At 32.0% G+C, this 19538-nt stretch carries 18 protein-coding genes; 7 read left to right on the forward strand and 11 right to left on the reverse strand.

Annotated elements, in window-relative coordinates; all coding sequences use genetic code 11:
- Positions 1–116: 116 nt before the first annotated feature.
- From H9L18_RS11890 to H9L18_RS11905, 4 genes are all read right to left on the reverse strand, one after another.
- Positions 117–833, reverse strand: coding sequence for a YebC/PmpR family DNA-binding transcriptional regulator (locus H9L18_RS11890; RefSeq protein WP_126796308.1), 717 nt, complete (start codon positions 831–833; stop codon positions 117–119).
- Between the two features lie 123 nt (positions 834–956).
- Positions 957–1667 (reverse strand): pseudouridine synthase, encoded by a 711-nt coding sequence (locus H9L18_RS11895; RefSeq protein ID WP_126796306.1) that lies wholly within the window; start codon positions 1665–1667, stop codon positions 957–959.
- Between the two features lie 98 nt (positions 1668–1765).
- The gene (locus tag H9L18_RS11900) at positions 1766–2206 is read right to left on the reverse strand and encodes a GNAT family N-acetyltransferase (protein ID WP_126796304.1); all 441 of its coding nucleotides are present in this window, start codon (positions 2204–2206) and stop codon (positions 1766–1768) included.
- 32 nt (positions 2207–2238) lie between these two features.
- Positions 2239–2421 carry a hypothetical protein gene (locus H9L18_RS11905; protein ID WP_126796302.1) on the reverse strand — a complete coding sequence of 61 codons (183 nt, stop codon included), beginning with the start codon at positions 2419–2421 and terminating at the stop codon, positions 2239–2241.
- Positions 2422–2612: 191 nt separating this feature from the next.
- Here H9L18_RS11905 and H9L18_RS11910 point away from each other — a divergent pair, with 191 nt between their 5' ends.
- The gene (locus H9L18_RS11910; RefSeq protein WP_126796300.1) at positions 2613–3461 is read left to right on the forward strand and encodes an arginase; all 849 of its coding nucleotides are present in this window, start codon (positions 2613–2615) and stop codon (positions 3459–3461) included.
- A gap of 48 nt (positions 3462–3509) precedes the next feature.
- Here the strand turns inward: H9L18_RS11910 and H9L18_RS11915 are convergent, their stop codons facing one another.
- The gene (locus H9L18_RS11915; protein WP_126796298.1) at positions 3510–5843 is read right to left on the reverse strand and encodes a helix-turn-helix domain-containing protein; all 2334 of its coding nucleotides are present in this window, start codon (positions 5841–5843) and stop codon (positions 3510–3512) included.
- Positions 5844–6021: 178 nt separating this feature from the next.
- Between H9L18_RS11915 and H9L18_RS11920 the strand changes: the two genes are divergently transcribed.
- From H9L18_RS11920 to H9L18_RS11930, 3 genes are all read left to right on the forward strand, one after another.
- Positions 6022–7272: an MFS transporter gene (locus tag H9L18_RS11920; RefSeq protein WP_126796296.1), complete on the forward strand. Its 1251-nt coding sequence runs from the start codon at positions 6022–6024 to the stop codon at positions 7270–7272.
- A gap of 35 nt (positions 7273–7307) precedes the next feature.
- Entirely contained in the window at positions 7308–8507 is a 1200-nt protein-coding gene (locus H9L18_RS11925) for an amidohydrolase (RefSeq protein ID WP_126796319.1), read from the forward strand.
- Positions 8508–8645: 138 nt separating this feature from the next.
- Positions 8646–9641 carry an LPXTG cell wall anchor domain-containing protein gene (locus H9L18_RS11930; protein ID WP_126796294.1) on the forward strand — a complete coding sequence of 332 codons (996 nt, stop codon included), beginning with the start codon at positions 8646–8648 and terminating at the stop codon, positions 9639–9641.
- A gap of 58 nt (positions 9642–9699) precedes the next feature.
- Here H9L18_RS11930 and H9L18_RS11935 read toward each other — a convergent pair whose 3' ends face one another.
- Positions 9700–10515, reverse strand: coding sequence for a hypothetical protein (locus tag H9L18_RS11935; RefSeq protein ID WP_126796292.1), 816 nt, complete (start codon positions 10513–10515; stop codon positions 9700–9702).
- A 100-nt stretch (positions 10516–10615) separates the two neighbouring features.
- Here H9L18_RS11935 and H9L18_RS15525 point away from each other — a divergent pair, with 100 nt between their 5' ends.
- Both H9L18_RS15525 and H9L18_RS11940 read left to right on the forward strand, forming a co-directional pair.
- Positions 10616–10741: a hypothetical protein gene (locus H9L18_RS15525; RefSeq protein ID WP_281391385.1), complete on the forward strand. Its 126-nt coding sequence runs from the start codon at positions 10616–10618 to the stop codon at positions 10739–10741.
- A gap of 32 nt (positions 10742–10773) precedes the next feature.
- On the forward strand, positions 10774–11121 hold the full coding sequence (locus H9L18_RS11940) for a GNAT family N-acetyltransferase (protein WP_260590299.1): 348 nt from the start codon (positions 10774–10776) through the stop codon (positions 11119–11121).
- Positions 11122–11144: 23 nt separating this feature from the next.
- On the opposite strand, the gene H9L18_RS11945 is transcribed toward H9L18_RS11940, so the two are convergent.
- Both H9L18_RS11945 and H9L18_RS11950 read right to left on the reverse strand, forming a co-directional pair.
- Positions 11145–11483, reverse strand: a complete 339-nt coding sequence (locus H9L18_RS11945) for a hypothetical protein (RefSeq protein ID WP_126796287.1) — start codon at positions 11481–11483, stop codon at positions 11145–11147.
- Positions 11484–11656: 173 nt separating this feature from the next.
- Complete coding sequence (locus H9L18_RS11950; RefSeq protein ID WP_126796285.1) at positions 11657–14824, reverse strand: type I restriction endonuclease subunit R; 3168 nt, start codon at positions 14822–14824, stop codon at positions 11657–11659.
- A gap of 310 nt (positions 14825–15134) precedes the next feature.
- Between H9L18_RS11950 and H9L18_RS11955 the strand changes: the two genes are divergently transcribed.
- The gene (locus H9L18_RS11955; RefSeq protein ID WP_260590298.1) at positions 15135–15713 is read left to right on the forward strand and encodes a restriction endonuclease subunit S; all 579 of its coding nucleotides are present in this window, start codon (positions 15135–15137) and stop codon (positions 15711–15713) included.
- Here H9L18_RS11955 and H9L18_RS11960 read toward each other — a convergent pair.
- The 3 genes from H9L18_RS11960 to H9L18_RS11970 all read right to left on the reverse strand — a co-directional run bounded on the left by H9L18_RS11960 (position 15671) and on the right by H9L18_RS11970 (position 19472).
- A complete protein-coding gene (locus H9L18_RS11960) occupies positions 15671–16591 on the reverse strand; it encodes a site-specific integrase (protein ID WP_126796282.1) in 921 nt (306 codons plus the stop codon). The two genes, H9L18_RS11955 and H9L18_RS11960, sit on opposite strands and share 43 nt — an antisense overlap.
- A gap of 81 nt (positions 16592–16672) precedes the next feature.
- Positions 16673–17887 carry a restriction endonuclease subunit S gene (locus H9L18_RS11965; protein ID WP_126796280.1) on the reverse strand — a complete coding sequence of 405 codons (1215 nt, stop codon included), beginning with the start codon at positions 17885–17887 and terminating at the stop codon, positions 16673–16675.
- The gene (locus tag H9L18_RS11970; RefSeq protein ID WP_126796278.1) at positions 17880–19472 is read right to left on the reverse strand and encodes a type I restriction-modification system subunit M; all 1593 of its coding nucleotides are present in this window, start codon (positions 19470–19472) and stop codon (positions 17880–17882) included. The genes H9L18_RS11965 and H9L18_RS11970 overlap by 8 nt, the downstream gene beginning before the upstream one ends.
- Between the last annotated feature and the right edge of the window lie 66 nt (positions 19473–19538).

Here is a 19538-nt window from a genome sequence, read left to right on the forward strand (position 1 = left end):
TTTTATCCTCCTTTTTCTCTGTTACTATATAAACGTTTGAGCTGAGTGAAATGTATACAGTCATATTAAAAAAAGACCGCTCTTTTTTAGAGCAGCCTTTATCTTTAATTCTATGATTAATCTAAATCAACGTTATGATAGATACTTTGTACATCTTCAAGTTCATCTAAAACATCAATCATTTTTTCAAATGTTTCTAAATCTTCTCCTGTTAACTCAACATCGTTTTGAGGTAACATTTGAATTTCAGCAATTGAAAATTCAGTAATTCCTTTTTCTTTTAATGCTTCTTGAATTGTATGGAAATCAGCATGTTCACCGTAAACAATAATTTGGCCTTCTTCTTCAAAGACATCGCGAACATCAATTTCTTTATCCATTAAGTATTCTAAGATTTCATCAGCATCATTTCCAGCAAAACCAAAGATAGCTGTGTTATCAAACATGTAAGCAACAGCTCCTGAAACTCCCATGTTTCCTCCATTTTTACCAAATGCAGCACGTACATCAGCTGCTGTACGGTTCACGTTATTTGTTAATGTATCAACAATGACCATTGAACCATTTGGACCAAACCCTTCATATCTTAGTTCAGAATATGTTTCATCTCCTGAGCCTTTTGCTTTTTCAATCGCACGATCAATAATGTGTTTTGGTACATTATATGTTTTAGCACGCTCAATTACGAAACGTAATTTTTGATTAGAGTGCGGATCAGGATCACCTGATTTTGCTGCTGCATAGATTTCAATCCCAAATTTTGCATAAATTTTGCTGTTATTAGCGTCTTTTGCTGTTTTCTTCGCTACAATATTCGCCCATTTACGTCCCATAATCTCACTTCACTTTCTTCTATTCTTTTCATGTCTTTTAAAGACAAAAAATATCCTGTTCCATTATACTTGCAAAAACAGGATACTTAAAGAGTTTTTTAGATAATTTTAAAAATTATTTATTTACCATTGTTTTTCTTCATAATCTAAATCATCAAATAGACGAGCTTTTTCCTTTTTAGATAAATAACGCCATTGACCAATTGGTAGATTACCAAGCTCAATGTTCATGATTCTTAGACGTTGTAAACGAGTTACGTTATATCCTAGAGCTTCACACATACGTCGAATTTGACGGTTCAAACCTTGTTTTAAAATAATTTTAAACTCGTAATTTGTTATTTTTTCAATCTCACAAGGTAAGGTCTTTGTATCCAAAATGTGGACGCCTTCTGACATTTGTTTTATAAAGTCTGGTGTGATTGCTTTATCCACTGATACGATGTATTCTTTTTCATGCTCATTTTCAGAGCGTAGAATTTCATTAACAATATCACCATCATTCGTTAAAAGAATCAAACCTTCTGAATCTTTATCCAAACGGCCAATATGAAAAATACGACTAGGATAATTAACTAAGTCAACTATATTTCCTTTTACCTTTTTCTCAGTTGTGCTTGTGATACCAACTGGTTTATTTAAGGCAATATACACATTACTTCTCGGGGCTATATATAGTTGATTGCCATCAACACGTACATCATCTCCTGGTTCAACTTGTGTCCCAATCTTAGCTTTTTTACCGTTAACCGTTACTCGCCCTGCCTCGATTAGTTTATCAGCGCCTCTTCTTGACGCTTTACCTGATTCACTAATAAATTTATTTAAACGCATACGACACTTCCTTCTATTTAAAAATTCTCATTATCAGTATTCACTATACTGGAATCACTAATTAAATCAAGAAAATATTTATCCTTCTAAAAAAATGATTAATGAGTTGAGTAAAAATAGAACTTAGCTGTTTCTTGTTCAAAGCCAATTTTTTCATATAATTTTTGAGCTGAAACGTTATCCGCTCCTGTTTCAAGTAAAATTCCTTTACCGTCTGTTTCTTTTGAAAGGATAATTGCTTGTTCAATTAAAGCATTAGCAACTCCTTTTTGACGCGCTTTCTCAGAAACAAATAGGTCATTTAAAATCCACATTCTTTCCATGCTAACTGAAGAAAATGAAGGAAACAGTTGAGTAAACCCAACTGGACTATCATCTAAGTACGCTAAATAAATAATTGATTCTTCTTTTTTGATTCTTTCAGTCAAAAATTCTCGTGCTAAAAACTCATTTGATTCTTGTCCGTAAAACTGACGATATTGGTCAAACAAAACAACTAATTCTTCTAAATTTTCTAACGTTCCTTTTTTGATATTCATCTCAATTCTCCTCATTAAAGTTAAATTTTTAATTATTTCTTTTTCTTAAAAGCAATGTAAAAAAATAGCGCTGGAAAGAATATGGTTCCAAATAATTGACCCATTCCATATGGATCAGATAAATCAAATCCTGTCATCAAACTTTTTATAGCAAATATCAAGAACATAATCGCTAAAACAAATGCCCATTTTCTTTGTATAACTTTATTTTTCATTATAACTCTCCTTTTAATTAACAATATAATTATATTCTATCAATAAAATCAGTGTTTGAAACTCTTTTTTTACTCAATAGGTTAAAACCATTTTTTAAAACACTAAATAATTTTTAAGTATCTCATAAAAACATCTGTGATATAATGAATATGTCACTAATTTACTTAAAAAATGGTAGGAGGAAGAAAGTATGACTATTATCACATCTAATATGTATCTAGGAGCCGATAATCCGGGCATCAAAACTGGGATTGATGTCTTGAAAAATGAAAGCGTTTTACCTGATGGTACTCTTTTTACGAATCCTGTTACATCTCATGGTATTACACGAACCAAAAAGATGAAGTACTATTTTGAAATCTTGGATCATTTAAAAGAAATTCATCAGTCCTATATTGCACACTCGGAAAAAGGAGAGAAAAATATTCTAATTGGTGGTGATCATTCCATTGCTATTGCTAGTGGTGTTCATTCTTTAGAAAACTATGATAATTTAGGCGTTGTTTGGGTAGATGCTCATGCAGATATTAATACAAATGATATTACTAACAGTGGAAATGTTCACGGTATGTCTGTTGCGGCACTACTTGGTTTAGGTGATGACGGACTAGTGAACTTTGTCCCTCGAACTAAATATTTAAAACCTGAAAATGTTGTCTATATTGGGCTACGAGATGTTGAACCTGAAGAACAAGCTTTACTAGATAAACTTCGTATTAAGCACTACACAGCAGACGAAGTGATGTCATTAGGTATCGAAACAGTAATGAAAGAATCAATTGCTCATTTGAAAGCTCAAAAAGTTAAAAATCTACATCTTTCTTATGATTTAGATTCAGCCGACCCAACTTTAGTCCCTGGTGTTACAACTGACGTGCCAAACGGGCTTGATTTAAAACAAACACTTTATATTTTTAGACAACTTCATAAAGCCTTTAATGTGGTTGCTTTTGATTTGGTTGAATTCAATCCAGAAAAAGACGTTGATAACCAAACAGTAGATTTCATTAAACAAATTATGCCAGACGTTTTAAAATAAATCATAAACTCCGTGACGAACTTAGTTAAGTTCGTCACGATTTTTTGATTACGGATGATAGATAGGTGTTAACTCAAATAATAAAATACCATTACTACTGATTGTTGTGTCTAATTCAAATTTCTCCCCTACTTCCATATCAAATACTTTCATCTTTGGTTTTGTCGTTTCTGCTAAATAGTGATGAGCTTCAAAATCAAGAGGAACTCGACTATCGAAATCAGCATAACTAAAAAATAACGCGCCAGATTCACGATTTAACTCAAACTGTTTAATTTGAAAATAGTGAGAAGAAATCATCTCTGTTTCTAAGTGATACGCAATAGAAAGGCTTTCTAAAAAGTTAGCTTCCACACTTAAGTTAGGCAAGAAATAATTTGAATTCCATAAAACCAATTGATAATGACCTGCCATTTCTATTAACCAGTAATCACTCCCCATTGAAATAATAAAGCCATTTAACCGTTTGAAAAATTGTAATATATAGTACACAGGTCGACAGCCACTATAATTATGAAATAGTTCGAGTCCATCATAAGTCATCGGGGTTTCATCTAAGTATTTTTCATAAAGACCTGCATTAATCCAAAAACCACAGCAGTCAATGTGTTGATTCATCTTAAGTAACTCTTGAAGTATGATAGCGCCTCTAAAGAAATTGCCTCCAATAAATTGGTCCTGTCCTGTTAACGTATTCCATTCTAAGACCACAATTGGTAGTTCTAATTGCCACTCCATAAGCATTCTTTCTATTTTTAGCACTTTTCGGTAAGTATACTCTTGAAATTTCTCTACCTCAGTAATCTCATTTTCATATTCACTGTAGATTTGATTTGGCTCTGACAAGATAGAAACAAAATCACAAAAAGGTAATATCTTCTCTAAAAAGATACTTTTTTTCTCAGCAGTTGAAAAATTATAGTCTGGATAATCAATCGGTAAAGTCACACCCGTTTGAATAGTTGGCACAACTTGTGCTAACTCTTTTGATAAAAATTTAAACGAAGCTAAATCTTCCTTTAAATTAGGGGAATCAAAGGAATAATTAACTCGCCATTTTTTCAAATTATTTACTTCTAGTTTATTAATTAAATGTTGGATAAACGTGATATTCTCTTGCTTTTCTATCTCGCTCATCTCTTTAAAAGTCAACAGAGATTGATTGAAAAAAATACCGATTCCTTCCTTATTAAAATAGTTAAGCAAGCCATCAAATTTCCCAAACATAGAAAAGATAGGTAAATGTTGTCCATTATTAATTCTGTATGAACTAGATAGATCATCATACAAAGAATCAATTCCTATATAGTCAATTCCTATTTCTTGTTGAATTTTTTCGATTTCTTTAAACGTTCCATAATCCAGTAATTCATTAAGGGAACCCACATTAATCATTACTTTAGCATGAGCCATTTTCTTTTCTACTTGTCTTAACATCGTTACCTTTTTATGTTGGACCACGTTTGTTACTTTTGTTGACGTTTCATTTGAAAAATGAGTGTACTTATAAAGCGAATTTAAAATATCAAGTTGACTTAGTTCTTCAATATGACGAATTTTCTCGCTTGTTTCACTTTTTTCTTTTTCTCGTTTTCGTTTTTTACGGTAAGAGCCTGGTGATTCTCCGTAAACCTTCTTGAAGTGTTCTCGGTAAGTTTTACTACTACCAAATCCATTATGTAAGGCTATCTCATCCATGCTTAATCCTGAAAATAATAAATCGTTCATACTTCTAGATACGCGTAATTCGTTTAAATAAGTTGAAAAATAAGTTCCTGTGATTTCTTTAAATAACTTAGATAAAGCTGATGTTGTCATGAAAAATTCTTTTGCCACATCTTCTAGGGTAATCATATGAAAGTAATGATCATCTACGTAGTCTAAAACTTCTAAAATCAATTTATGTTGGATTTGTTGTTCTCCCAAATGGTCTTGTTTGAAATATTGAACTAACCATAAAATAATTTGATTTAAGGACATTGAAATGATTAAATCTTTGATTGGTTTCGTACTAAAATGTGTCAAAATCAATTCACAAATATGTCGTCTAATTTCTAAATACGTCTCTTGCTTTCCTATTTCCACTCCTTCAGAGTAACAAGTAAAGCGAGTTGAGAGAAATTGAGGATAGACTGATGTGAAAAAGGAATTGTCAATTTTTAAGACAAACCCAACCACTTGATCTAAGTCATCAGGCAACACCTCAACTCGGTCATTTATATTACCGACTAAAAAATTCCCCTTGCTCAGTTCAAAGGATTGATTATTTAATTTAACCGTCAATTCACCTTGAACAATAAAATAAATGGTTGTTTCAGATAAATACCGACACGTCACTAAAGTTTCATCAATAGCAGACAATGAATACGTTGTATTTTTCATTTAGAAGCTCCTTAAAATAAATTTCGTTCGAAAATAAGCACATAATTTATAGCAAAGAATAAAAAATCAACATATCTGCTTCTTTAAATAAATTATCGTATTTCTCCACAATATGGATGCGGTTACAATTATACATGTGAAATACATAATAATCAAAACTAATTAAGGATGGTATGTCATGAAAAAAGAAAAAATGTTTTATGGTTGGTGGGTCGTTCTTGGCTGTGTGCTTATTACGACAACAATGGTACCAAGTGTCATGTCAATGGCAAACAAATTTTTGATTCCGTTTACAACGGAGATGGGGGTTAGCCGGGGAGCTTTCACCTTTAGTAACACGATTTTACAAATCATTGGTATTTTCTTAGCACCATTTGTTACCAAAAAATTAGCTAAAGGAAATATTCGCCGTATGCAAAGTATCAGCATTATTGTTTTCGCTCTTGCTTACGCTTCTTACGGTCTGGTTCAAAATGTTTATCAACATTATGCTATTTCATTTGTGATTGGAATTAGTTATTTGAATGCTGCTATTATTCCCGTGAGTATTATTATTACAAATTGGTTCCAGAAAAAACGTGGTTTAGCAATGAGTATTGCCATGGCCGGTATCGGTGTTGGTGGATTCATCTTTAGCCCATTAGTAACTATGTGGTTATCTCATTATGGGTGGCGTACAACTTACTTTATCTTTGCTGCTATTATTTTAACAGTCTGCTTACCTGTCTCACTCTTTTTAATCAAAAAACAACCAAGTGACAAAGGTTTACAACCCTATGGAGCAGATGAAGTAGATGCTAATCAAACAAAAGCTGTTAAACAACAATTAACTATCTCAACAAAAGATTCATTTACAAAAAGCTTTTTCATTATTTTAATTATCGGTATGATCTGTAACGGTATTATCAACAGTGGTGCTCTTGGTCAATTCCCTCCTGCTTTGGAAGAATTGCACGGTCCAGCTATTTCAGCTTCTATTATTTCTCTTTATTCACTAATTGGTGTTGGTGGGAAATTACTTCTTGGATGGATTAACGATAAATTTGGTATTAAAGTAAGTATTCTCTTTGGCTGTACTGCCTTTGCTCTTGCTTTTGTCTGCATTCTATTTAGACAAAATATTATTTTTGCATATGCTATGGCTGTTGTTTTTGGGTTAGGAAATGCAATCGGTACAGTAATTCCTCCTCTTGTTACATCAGCTATTTATGGACCAGAACAATACGGAGATGTTTACGGTTATGTCAGCAGCGCTACTCAAATTGGATTATCTATTGGTTCATTAGCTGTTGCAGCAACTTTTGATATGACAGGTTCTTACTCATCTGCATGGATTGTCTTAGCAATTCTTTCAGTTGTCACTATGTACAGCTGGTTAACTGCTTATCGTAAATCTCGTCAATTTTCAGCAACACCGATTAACGAATAAAATACTATTGAAAGAAGGAATAAAACATGTCTCAAATGAAAGATCTTCAAGAAAAATTACAACAACGCTTAAAAGAAAGAGAACCGGAAATAATTGAATTAAGACGTTACATGCATCAACATCCTGAATTATCATTTAAAGAAGAGAAAACAGCTAAATTTATCGCTGATTATTATGAAGGAAAAGATTGCCTGATCAAAACAAATGTTGGAGATGGCTATGGTATTACTATTGATATTCAAGGTGGCTTACCTGGAGCTAATTTAGCCATTCGAGCTGACTTCGATGCTCTGCCAATTCAAGAAGATACACCATTCCCATTTGCTTCACAAAATCCTGGTGTGATGCATGCTTGCGGGCATGATGGTCATACTGCTTATATGATGGTCTTAGCCGATACATTAATTGAATTAAAAGACGAGTTGCCTGGTATGATTCGTGTTCTACATCAACCGGCAGAAGAAATTCCACCTGGTGGAGCTATTGGCATGATTGAAGCTGGTTGTCTTGATGGCATTGATCATGTTCTAGGAGCACATGTGATGACTAATATGACATTGGGCACAATTGGTTATCGTGAAGGGGCTATTCAAACTGGTCGTTCAACCTTCAAATTAAAACTTCAAGGAAAAGGTGGACACGGTGCTGCTCCTCATGAAGCAAATGATACGATTGTTGCTGCAGCTCACTTTATCACAGCTGTTCAAACGATTGTCAGTCGTCGCATTAAACCTGCTGACACGGTTACAGTAACTATCGGTTCATTTGACGGTGCTGGTATCCCAAACATCATTAAAGATTCCGTTTCTTTATCTGGTGATGTTCGTGTGATGTGTGAAAGCAACTTAGCCGTTGTAGAAGAGCAATTCAAACAAATTTTAGATGGTATTTGCCAAGCATTTGGATTAACCTATGACTTAGATTACTCAAGTGATTATCCTGTTTTAATGAATGATGCAGCATTAACTGAGATGACTGCTAAAGCGTTCCAAGAAGCAAACATTGAAAATGTAACGGACATCTTCCGCTGTGAACCACAAACACCTTCAGAAGATTTTGCTTATTATGCAAAAGTAAAACCAAGCTCATTCTTCTATATCGGTGCAACAAAAGAAGGCGAGGAAATGTTCCCTCACCATCATCCAAAATTCCAAATTGATGAAGAATGCTTGCTTATAGCTGCACGTGCTATGGGTAGTGCTGTACTTGAATATCAATTTAATGGTGTGAAATAATATTTAGCCTTTTCTGAGTTTTGATTTATTGAAACTTGGAAAAGGCTTTTTTATCGTTCAATATAAGATAAATATCGTTGTCTCTTCTATTTACTTAATATATAATTAAAATGAAAAACATTTAAAGGAGAGAGTGTATTGAAAAAATCATATTCCTTATTTTTAGCAGGTTTATTACTAGGTACAGGAGCAACAACTGTTTTTGCCACAGACTCAACTCAAACAAGTACTGACACAACAAAATCAGTTGCAGTAGAAACAAAAGAAAATATTAACAACAATCAAACAGAGCAATCAAAAGAAAATACTTTTATTCATGAACCTAATCCTAATCCAAGTGGCGAAGATAACATCATTGAAGAAGTTAAAGATCAAATAAAAGAAACAAAGAAAAAATTAGACAAGCTTTTATCTAAAAACTATATTACAAAAGAACAATATGACCAGCTATCTAAAAAACTTGAAACAGTTACTAATTTAGATGAATGGAATGTTGTAAATCAATTAATAAATGAGGCACGTACAGATTCAGGGTACAACAACGGAACTATGACGGAAGAACTTAATTCTGAAATTCAACGTACAAAAGAAAGATTACAAAACTTATTAACTAAAGGTAAATTAACTCAGGAAGAATACGATTCTTTTTTAGAGAATTTAAAAGAAGTTGAAAGTTTAGATGAATTGAATACGATTAAACAAGCGATTACTGATACATCTGGTGAACCTTACACAGACCCAGGCGTTATGATGGATGAACTCAAATCTGAAATCCAGCGTACAAAAGATTATTTAAAAGATTTACTAGATAAGGGGAAATTAAGTAAAGAAAAGTATGATAACTTTTTAAAAGAGCTTGAAACAGTTGCTAGTTTAGACGATTTGAATACAGTAAAACAAAATATTAGAAACTCAATTGATGAAACAACTACTTCAACAACTCAAGAATCAAGCAGTAGCGATAATAATAATAGTACTCAAAATAACAATAAACAACTAGCATCAGTTAATTCTAGCACTCAAAAAACATTGCCAAAAACAGGTGAAGAAAAAAATACTATTCTTTCTGCCTTTTTAGGAACAATCTTATTGAGTAGCTCTTTCTTAGTTGCCTTACTAAAAAAAGGAAAATAATCACCGTAATTCTATAAAAAAGCGAAAATCCATTTAGTTTTTAGGATTTTCGCTTTTTTTAATAGGAAACAGGATAATCATTCTGACTTTTTATTAATTGAAAGGTTTCATCTGATTCATAAATCACTCTTTCATTATCAAATTCACTTTTCATGATAAAAATTGTTCCGATGGGGAAATTTTTGACTGGTATATTATCATCTTTTAAAGTATCAAATAAAAATGACTCACCGTAAACATCTACTCTCACACAGAAAAAAGTATTTTCATCCACTTGTTTTGCAAACCATTCAAACCTTTCATTAAATGTCTTTTTCCTCAAATCTTCAAAATGAAAAAGAACTTTATTCCAAAATAATAAATCAGTTGAATATAGATTGACTCTAAAATGATTTGATTTTTCAAACAGTTCAGAATCTGGGTTATCTATCTCTAATAATTCATTTAACATTTCTGAGACTGGTTTATTATACTCAGAATAACCATTGGCTTGTTCAATCGTTTTTATTGCCTTCTTTGAAATACCCACAGTTTGAGATTCAACAGATGTTGCTCTAAATGAGTACTCTGTCTGATTTTTTGTATATAATTTAACAAGGTTTTCTTGCATTTGTTCTGGATTAAATTGAACTTTGATGGAAAAACCGCCACCTTCATCAGCATAATATTTCCTATGAGAAATTTTCGGTGAAATCTCCAACACCTCTTTATAATATTCTTCTCCAGCAGATAAATAAGGCTTATATTTTTCTTTAGGAACACTGCACATTGTCAAGATACCTAAAAAAATCAATAAATTAATTAGTATAAAAAATAGACTACATCCTTTTTTAAAAGAAAATGAATCTTTCTTTTTATCTTCTGTTTCAGTCATATTTAATCCCTCGTCTGTTTAGAGTATTGATAGAACAAAACTATCTATTTTGCTAATTATACCTTAAAATAATAACTAAATAAGAAAAAAGGAGCACCTTATGATTTCACTACAACCTGTCACAGAAGAAAACCTAGATGATATCATTTCTCTTGATGTTTCGTCAGACCAAAAAGAATTTAGCAAGCAACAAATATTCGATGTATCGCTGATGCCTACGTCTTAAACGCTGAAAGAATTTCTGCCATTCCATTAGGTATTTATGACGACAATCAACTTGTCGGTTTTCTGATGTATACTTACGATATTCTAGATCATGAATCTTTTGAAGGAAAAGAATTTTATCAACAAAAAGCCTACTTTATTTGGCATATTATGATTGACCAACAACATCAAGGTAAAGGATTGGGAAAACTTGCTTTCCATAAAATGATTGAAGAGATTGAGACGTTACCACTAGGAGACTCCTCTTATATTGCTCTTTTTCATCATCAAGATAATTTAACAGCCAAATCACTGTACACTTCATTCAACTTTTTGGAAACAGGAATCATTCAGGATGAATCAATCATGATGATCAAATCAATAGGCAAAAAAAATGACTAGATAATTTCTAGTCATTTTTTTATCTATTGAGTTTCAACAGTAACAAATCTATTAACTAATACAATAACAACTGCACCTAGTGCTATTCCAACAATCAATTGAACGACTCCAATCGAAATGAGACCACAAGAAAGTCCAAGAATAGCAGCACCATTTGCATTTGACCCACCTGACTGACTACGACCATAAATAGTTGGTAAATTCATTTTCTTCTCAAAAACAAGATAGACAATAGAAATAACTAAACCAACCAGACCCACAATACGCATAATTGTATGTCCCTCAATTAGAAGATTCTTTATAAAGAAAGTTCCAATTGCAGCAAACAGAAAAATAATGAAATTAATTACTACTCTTTTCATGTCCTCTCCTCCATTTCTATAGGCGAACAAAAGATAAATAACTACTTTTCGTATTTTTTCAATAAGTAAGCTTTCAAATGACCTCGTTGACAGATAAATAAGTTTCATTAGTATCCTTTTGAATAAAAAACACTTTCTATAGTAATAATTATACAGTAGTTAGAATTTGTTTGCTACTTCAATTCATCGATAAACGGAATTATAGTAGATTCTAAACACTCAATCCATGCTTTTTTGAGCAGTGTATTATATTTAAATGGTTTAACATCAGGATGCTTTTCTCTATACTTTTCTAAGTCTCGACTTTTAGTTATTTTTTTAATATTCGGTACTTCAGACATTCCTATTTCGTACTGTAAACCAGATGTATGGAGTTCACTTTCAGAAACACACCACTCATCTGCAAATTCACGAATGATACGATCTCGTTCTGTTGTAAAAAAGACTCGCTTCAAAATTAATATATCTCCATCAGCACTTACTTCACCAGTATCTATCTTATTTAGTATATTTCTATAAACAGATTTAACTTGTTCTGTTTTATTCATTTTAGCTAGAGCTTTTTCAATTTCTTCTCGAATATCTTGGCTGTTGGCTGAATAATTACCTAATAATTGATTGATATAAGCAGAGTCAATATTGTAAACTTTTGAATTATTACGATCAAAAAACTCAATCATTGATAGTTTTGATGAAATAGGTGGAATTCCTGCAATTAATGACCCTTTAACAGTTTCATAATTTCCATACTCTTCTTCAATAAAATTAACTTGAACACCTAATTCGGTTTCCAATGGTTCACCTTGCTGATCATAGTCAATAATCTCTTCATTGTATTCGTTGTAAGTTACTAAAGCTTCGAAAGCATTATTTAATGTTTGAAAATGTTGAACATAATCTACTCGCTCATCAAATGTATCATGTTCATCAACACCCTCAGGAAAGTTTTCCAGCATCTCAGTCAACTCTTGATAGGTTTCTAAAAATCGCTTCTTTGATTCTTGATAAGTTGGATAAATCAGTCCTGACTGTTCTTGTTGATGTGAATATAAGAGTGTCGCCTCTTCAACATTTTTTTCCATTGTATGCGGGTATCTGAAAGTAACAATCATCCCTTTTTTCTTATCTGGATAAGTACGATTTGTTCTTGAAAAAGCTTGAATTAGATTAGCATAGCTCATATTTCGATCGACAAATAACGTTTGAATAGTTGGAGCGTCAAATCCTGTTAGCAATCTATCAACAACAATTACTAAATCTAAATGCTGTCCAAATTGTTTAAATTCACCTTTTTTCCTTGCTAAACGGTTATTAATATCACCATTGTATCTTTCTATTTCTTTTATATCCCACGATGTTCCATAAAAATCATTATAGGTTTCTATAATCTCAGCCATCTCTTTTTGAATGACTGACGCATTTTCCTCATTCTCTTGTACTGAATAAGTAATCGCAATTCTAGGAAAATCCTTATCTTCAATCAGTCTACCCATTCTCAGAGAATTTTTGCCATAAACCTTTTCTATCCAATTTTCTTGACTAGTCATTTCCTTAATTAAGTAATAGTATCTCTTAGCCATCTCAATTGAGTTAGTTGTTAGAATGGCTGATTTCTGTGGCAAGCCATTTTTAAAATCAAACTTGTTATAAGCATCATTAGGTTTAAAAATCTTTTTGATTACTTCTTTTATATGCTCTTCTGTTTCGTATTCAAACGGCTTCATATATGTTTCTTTTTCTATTCCATCCATTTGATCGATTATTTTATTTATCTCATCATGACTTTTTTTCTGGTATTTATTCTCTAATAGAAGTTGTGTAAAAATTGAATTATATAACGTTTCATTATCCACTGTATCATCATGTTCAACTTGAAATCCAAGAACAGCTTCATCTTCTAAAGCATTTTTGATTGTATAAGTATGTAAACAATCTCCGTATTGATCATCTGTTGTTCTTGCTAGTTTTCCTTTTGCTTGTTTTTTGTTTACCTCAAAAATAGGAGTTCCTGTAAAGCCAAACCAAGTCGATTGAGGGAAATACTTTTTAACCTCTTCCATCCCTTCAGAACTCACAGCACGATGGCATTCATCAACAACAAAAACAATATGCTGTCCTTTTAACTTCTCAAAACGCTTAGTTCCCTTTTCAGCTTCAATCTTTTCAGCATAACGAATAGCTGAATCTAATTTTTGACGTGTCGTAATAATAACTGTATTAGAGTTTGTATCAGACAACAACACTTGGCTAAGCTCTCTAGCACTTCCTGTACCAACAATCAAACTGTTACTCTTTCCAACACCAGAAGAAATACCTGTATTATATTCAGAAGCAAATTTAGTAAACTCACTGGTTGTTTGATTATCCAAATCTTTTCGGTCAATCAACATAATCGTTCGATCAACCCCTGATTTTCTTGCTAGTAATTTAGTAGAAACAAAGCTTGTTAGGGTTTTACCACTTCCTGTAGCATGCCAAATATAACCCGATTGATGTTTAGCTGCAGATGTATATAGTTCTTCAATCGCATGTATTTGGTATGGATGAAGTACCATCAAAACTTTATTATCTTGATCTTCACTCACAATCGTATAGTCCGCAATTAATTTATGTGCGTCAGGAATATTTAACATCTGTTTAACAAATTCATAAACATCATCTACTTTTTTATTATCCTTTGTACGCCAACTAAACATAAATTTTTTGTGTAGGTTAGTCGGAAGAGCATTAGCAAAATAGCGAGTCGTTTTTTCATTAGAAACAACAAATAGCTGTAAAGTTGAAAAGATATTATTTCTATACATTCCTTCTTCTGCATATTTCTTAATTTGATTAAACGCTTGAAAAACACCGTCTTTAGCAGAAACTTGCTTTAATTCAATTTGCACAATCGGAAGTCCATTAATCAACAGTGTCACATCAAAGCGACGATTGTGTCCTGTTTCGTTAATATTTTGAGTAGCAATTTGATTAACCACTTCATAACTTGAAATGCCACCAGTATAATCACGTGTAAATAAGACGAGAGAAATGACTCCTAAATCTGCATCTCTTTCAATCGTAATACGAGCAATTCCATTTTCTCCTTTTAACCATTTCGCTGCATCAAACGGAGTCCTTGTTTTACTCAATAACTCCACTTTAATTCGTTCAAATTCATCGTCAGTTAATGGGACATCATCAAGCTCTGCCACATTATTTTGACTTATTTTTTGACGAAGATTACGCCACAAGTCAGCCTCACTCTTTAAATCTGGACGATACGTCCACTGATTATGACCTTCTCCTAAAACTTTGATTAATCTTTTTTCAACTTCTAGTTCATTTTTTTGAATATCCATACCCTCAACCAACGCTCCCTTTACTTTTAAACTTTAGTATTGAAACTTTTCATCTTTTTCACTTTACCTATTTTGACATACGACAAATTTAAAAATTTACGCCATTTTTGACATGAAATCAGAAATTTTGTGCCATTTTTGGCACAAATTTAAAAATTTGTCGTATGCAATTTTTACCACTTTCTTGTCATTTAACGAAAAAAGTAATGACTTTTCAAATTTGCTTCTTTTTTTTCTAATAATTTACTTTTTTCACTAAGTAAAACACTATTTTTAACATATTATAACACTATTAGATGATAATCTGCTTATAAGATTCACGTCTGTCAATTGGGAACAGCGTAAGTTGGGAAAATTAGCTAAATTTTCAAAAGGAAAAGGATATACAAAAGGTGATCTTATTAAAGAAGGATCACCTATAATTCTTTACGGTAGATTGTATACAAATTTTCAAACAATAATAACAGATGTAGACACTTACGTAGATGCACAAGAAAATTCCATATTAAGTGAGGGTAGAGAAGTAGTAGTTCCATCGTCAGGTGAAACTTCTGAAGATATAGCTAGAGCCGCTGTTGTTGATAATGAAGATATCATTTTAGGTGGAGACTTGAATATTATTAAACCTTCTGAAAAAATAGAATCCACTTTTCTAGCTTTAACAATTTCAAATGGCGAAGCAAAAAAAGAATTAATGAAGAAAGCACAAGGTAATTCAGTGGTTCATTTGTATAACGCAGATTTAAAAGAAGTAAAATTATTCTATCCTGATTTTGAAGAACAAACTAAAATCGGTAACTTCTTCAAACAACTTGACGAAACTATTACTCTTCAAGGGAAACAGCTTTATATACTAGATAAATACCGCATTATTTTATCATTATCTTGATTTTCTAACTCTTGAATTATGTGAAGATAAATTTGTTGAGTCGTACTCATATTAGCGTGACCTAATCGTCTTGCTACACTGGCAATTGAAACACCAGCAAAAAGTAGAAGAGACGCATGAGTGTGCCTCAATCCATGAATAGAGATAACAGGTATACCGCATTTTTCACAATGTCTTTTCAATTGATTATTAACAGTTGAATTAAAAACTCTTCCTCTTACAAAAATTAATTTTTCATCTGGAAAATCATCTAGTAATTGTGCAAACTGCATATTTGTTTTCCAGTCCAATTGAACAATTCTTTTTGAGGATGCATTTTTAGTTCCTTGAAATCCACCTGACTTTGTTTTATAGTTCCACGTTTTAGAAATGGATATAGTTTGATAGGCAAAATTAAAATCTGAAGGAGTCAATGCAAGTGCTTCTGAAAAACGTAATCCTGTTTTAGCTATCAATAATATAAGCCAATCAAAATTAATTTCGTCAGTTAAATCCAAATGATTAATCAATTTTTGTAAATCAAACTGACTAACAAATTTTATTTTTTTCTTTGAGGGAGCTCTACCTTTAATCACTACTTTTCTAGTAGGATCAACCTGTATTAATCTCTCATCAACAGCGTCAACAATTGCCCCTTTTAATTGATGATGAAAATCTGTGGTTGTTTGTTTCTCATGTGTTAACGCGTATAAGTTTAAAATCTTTTGATACTTTCGTCTATCCATTTCTGAAACCTTGACATTCGGAGCAATGTTCTTTAAATGCTGAAGCGACATACGGTATTTTGCCAGAGTAACATCACGAACTGCACCAACTTTGTACAAATCAATCCATTCACTAAAATACTCATGAAACAACACATCTTCATTGCTTAACATAAAAAAACCTCCTTATAATGTTTAACTTCATTATAAGAAGGTTTTTAGATAATTGTTATTAAAATGATTGAAAAAAAAAAATTATACAAACATCTTTTGCAGAAACCCCTTTTTCATTTCTTTTAATTTTTCTAACTGTTGCTCTTGAAGAGTAATAGTCTTATCAAGTTGTTTGAAAAAATTACCAATTTTGGTTTGTTCTTCTTTTTCAGTAGGAATAGTGATCAATATTTTTTCAAGGTCTTTAGAATTTATTGCCGGATAGCTAGTTCCAGTTGATCTTACTAAAACTCGGTTAACAAATTTTTCTTCTTGAAGTAATGTTAATAGGAAAAAGCCATTACTTTCAGGCCTTATTTGAGCATATCCTGTTGAAAAAACATAATTATCATAAGGTAAATTATATAAATAGTTGTTTTTCTGATATGGTCTAACAGTTTGGTAAAATAAATCTCCTTTTTCAGCTAAGCGCTGCGCTCTAGAAGGGGCTGATTCTTTATTTTCAGTTCGATGGCTTACTAATTCAGTACCTACTACAGATTCTAAATCAACGTATTCGAACTTCTCTGGTAATTCTGATTTTGGATTGAATTTCCCAATATTTCCCAACTTACGCTGTTCCCAATCATCATCAAATTTTTCAAATCTAAGTTCTGGAACTTTTTCATCATCTTTCGGAAACATTTTCTGTAAAAAACCTTTTTTTTGTTTTTTTAGTAAATCTAAGTTCTTCTCTTGGAGAGTAATAACGTTATCAAACTGTTTGAAAAAAGAACCTATTTGAAATTGTTCTTTAAGATCAGGTATAGGTATCTCCAGTCTATTAAAGTCATACAAATTGTAATTACTTCTACCATCACCTGTTGACATTTTAACAGCCCAATTCTTATGAATACTCGTATTAAAATATGTTCCTAGATAGTCAGAGTCCAATATTTTTTTATTCGGTCGAGTATTAATTGTAGCAAATCCTATTGAACCTACCTCTCTTTTCCCAATAACTGCTGAAGTACCTATATCTCCAGTATGCACTGTAACAATATCTCCTAACTCTAATCGTCGAGTGGCATTCTTTTCAGCAAACTCCTCATCCAAATGAATTGGATTTGCTGAAAATTCAAATCGACCAGGTTTTATATCAGAATTTCTTATTAGTAAAGTTCCTTTCTCACGATAATTCTCTGTCATAGAAGTTACTAATCCTATAAAAACTTTCGAAATTTCTTTAATGTTACGCTGTTCCCAATCATCACTGAATCCTTCAAATCTCAAGCTAGGTATTTTACGATTATTCATCTCTAAACACCTCTAATGCCCCTTGAATCCAATCAGCATCTTCTTCACTATAAGTTAACGATTGAATCATTTGATAAATGTCTTGATTGATAGCTTTTTTCTCTGCTCTAATTTCTTTTATTTCTTTACCAATTAACGCCATATCTACTGGTTCTTCTTCTTCAAACGTATCAACATAGCGAGGTATATTTAAGTTATAATCATTTTCTTTAATAGCATCAAAACTTGCTACAAAGGAATATTTTTCCATTGTTTCACGATTTTTATAAGTATCTACTATTTTATCAATATTTTCAGGTGATAGTTTATTCTGATTTTTACCTTTTACAAATTCTTGACTTGCATCAATAAATAAAACATCACGAGTTGTTTTATTTTTTTTCAAAATAATAACTGTTGTTGGAATAGATGTCCCATAAAACAAGTTAGCAGGCATACCGATAACCGCATCAATACTTCCATCTTCTAATAATTTTTTTCGAATAGTTCCTTCTGCTGCCCCTCTAAATAGCACACCATGAGGAAGAACTATTGCCATTGTTCCAGTTTCTTTTAAATGATAAAATCCGTGGAGTAAAAAGGCAAAGTCAGCTTTTGATTTCGGCGCTAATTTTCCATAACGATTAAATCTTGAATCATCTAAAAAGGTATTATCTGCTGACCATTTAGCTGAATATGGTGGATTCATTACAACTGAGTCAAATGTATAAGGTTCATCCATTGGCCAATCTTTGTTCAACGTATCTCCATTTCGCAAGTTCATATCTTCTTTTTCTACCCCATGCAGAATCAAATTCATCTTAGCCAAATTGTAAGTAGTAGTATTTAATTCTTGTCCATGATATTTCACATTATCAGGCTGATTGATGTAGTGACGAATATTTAACATTAACGAACCCGATCCCATTGTCGGATCATACACACTAAATAACGTTTTATCTTCTTGACCAATTGCAGCAATTCTTGCCATCATGATAGAGACTTCAGCTGGTGTATAAAATTCTCCAGCTTTTTTCCCTGCTTCCGAAGCAAATTGACCAATCAAGAATTCGTACGCGTCCCCAATGACATCACCCTCATGGCCTAATACATCAACTTCATCTAATTTTTTTAGTACTTCACTAATGGTAATATTTTGTTGTTGTTCATCATTACCCAATTTTCTAGACGATAAATCCACATCATCAAATAATCCAATAAATTGATCATAATTATTAGAAAGATTAGTAAATGCTTTTCTTAAATGATTTAACTGAAACGTGTTTTCTTTCGCTTGATTAGCTAGTACATTAAATAAAAAATCTGGATAGATGACATAGTTTAATGTACTTGACAACGTATCCAATAAATCCTCTCTAGTATCTTCATCTGCTAAAAGTTCAGTATAAATTTCGGTTTGTTCTTTTGCTGTTGGGTAATCATCTAATGATTCACCAGCTTGCTCAACCACTTCAACTAACAATTTATCTGAAAGATATTTATAAAAAATCAACCCTAACAAATAATTTTTGTATTCAGATGCATCCATTTTACTTCTTAAATTATCTGCTGCACTAAATAATTTTTGATTTAATTCTGCTCCCACAATAAAATCCTCACTTTTATCTTCATTCTCGTTACTTGAAATAACTTACGATTACTTACAGTAACA

The sequence above is a fragment of the Vagococcus carniphilus genome, assembly GCF_014397115.1.
GTDB classification, from domain to species: domain Bacteria; phylum Bacillota; class Bacilli; order Lactobacillales; family Vagococcaceae; genus Vagococcus; species Vagococcus carniphilus.

Excerpts from the sequence above, each read along its gene's own strand:
- H9L18_RS11960 (WP_126796282.1), bottom strand. The coding sequence starts at position 16,591 with ATGTTAAGCAATGAAGATGTGTTGTTTCATGAGTATTTTAGTGAATGG.
- H9L18_RS11915 (WP_126796298.1), bottom strand. The coding sequence starts at position 5,843 with ATGAAAAATACAACGTATTCATTGTCTGCTATTGATGAAACTTTAGTG.
- H9L18_RS11890 (WP_126796308.1), bottom strand. The coding sequence starts at position 833 with ATGGGACGTAAATGGGCGAATATTGTAGCGAAGAAAACAGCAAAAGAC.
- H9L18_RS11895 (WP_126796306.1), bottom strand. The coding sequence starts at position 1,667 with ATGCGTTTAAATAAATTTATTAGTGAATCAGGTAAAGCGTCAAGAAGA.
- H9L18_RS11905 (WP_126796302.1), bottom strand. The coding sequence starts at position 2,421 with ATGAAAAATAAAGTTATACAAAGAAAATGGGCATTTGTTTTAGCGATT.
- H9L18_RS11900 (WP_126796304.1), bottom strand. The coding sequence starts at position 2,206 with ATGAATATCAAAAAAGGAACGTTAGAAAATTTAGAAGAATTAGTTGTT.
- H9L18_RS11910 (WP_126796300.1), top strand. The coding sequence starts at position 2,613 with ATGACTATTATCACATCTAATATGTATCTAGGAGCCGATAATCCGGGC.
- H9L18_RS11965 (WP_126796280.1), bottom strand. The coding sequence starts at position 17,887 with ATGAATAATCGTAAAATACCTAGCTTGAGATTTGAAGGATTCAGTGAT.
- H9L18_RS11920 (WP_126796296.1), top strand. The coding sequence starts at position 6,022 with ATGAAAAAAGAAAAAATGTTTTATGGTTGGTGGGTCGTTCTTGGCTGT.
- H9L18_RS15525 (WP_281391385.1), top strand. The coding sequence starts at position 10,616 with ATGATTTCACTACAACCTGTCACAGAAGAAAACCTAGATGATATCATT.
- H9L18_RS11925 (WP_126796319.1), top strand. The coding sequence starts at position 7,308 with ATGAAAGATCTTCAAGAAAAATTACAACAACGCTTAAAAGAAAGAGAA.
- H9L18_RS11935 (WP_126796292.1), bottom strand. The coding sequence starts at position 10,515 with ATGACTGAAACAGAAGATAAAAAGAAAGATTCATTTTCTTTTAAAAAA.
- H9L18_RS11950 (WP_126796285.1), bottom strand. The coding sequence starts at position 14,824 with ATGGATATTCAAAAAAATGAACTAGAAGTTGAAAAAAGATTAATCAAA.
- H9L18_RS11945 (WP_126796287.1), bottom strand. The coding sequence starts at position 11,483 with ATGAAAAGAGTAGTAATTAATTTCATTATTTTTCTGTTTGCTGCAATT.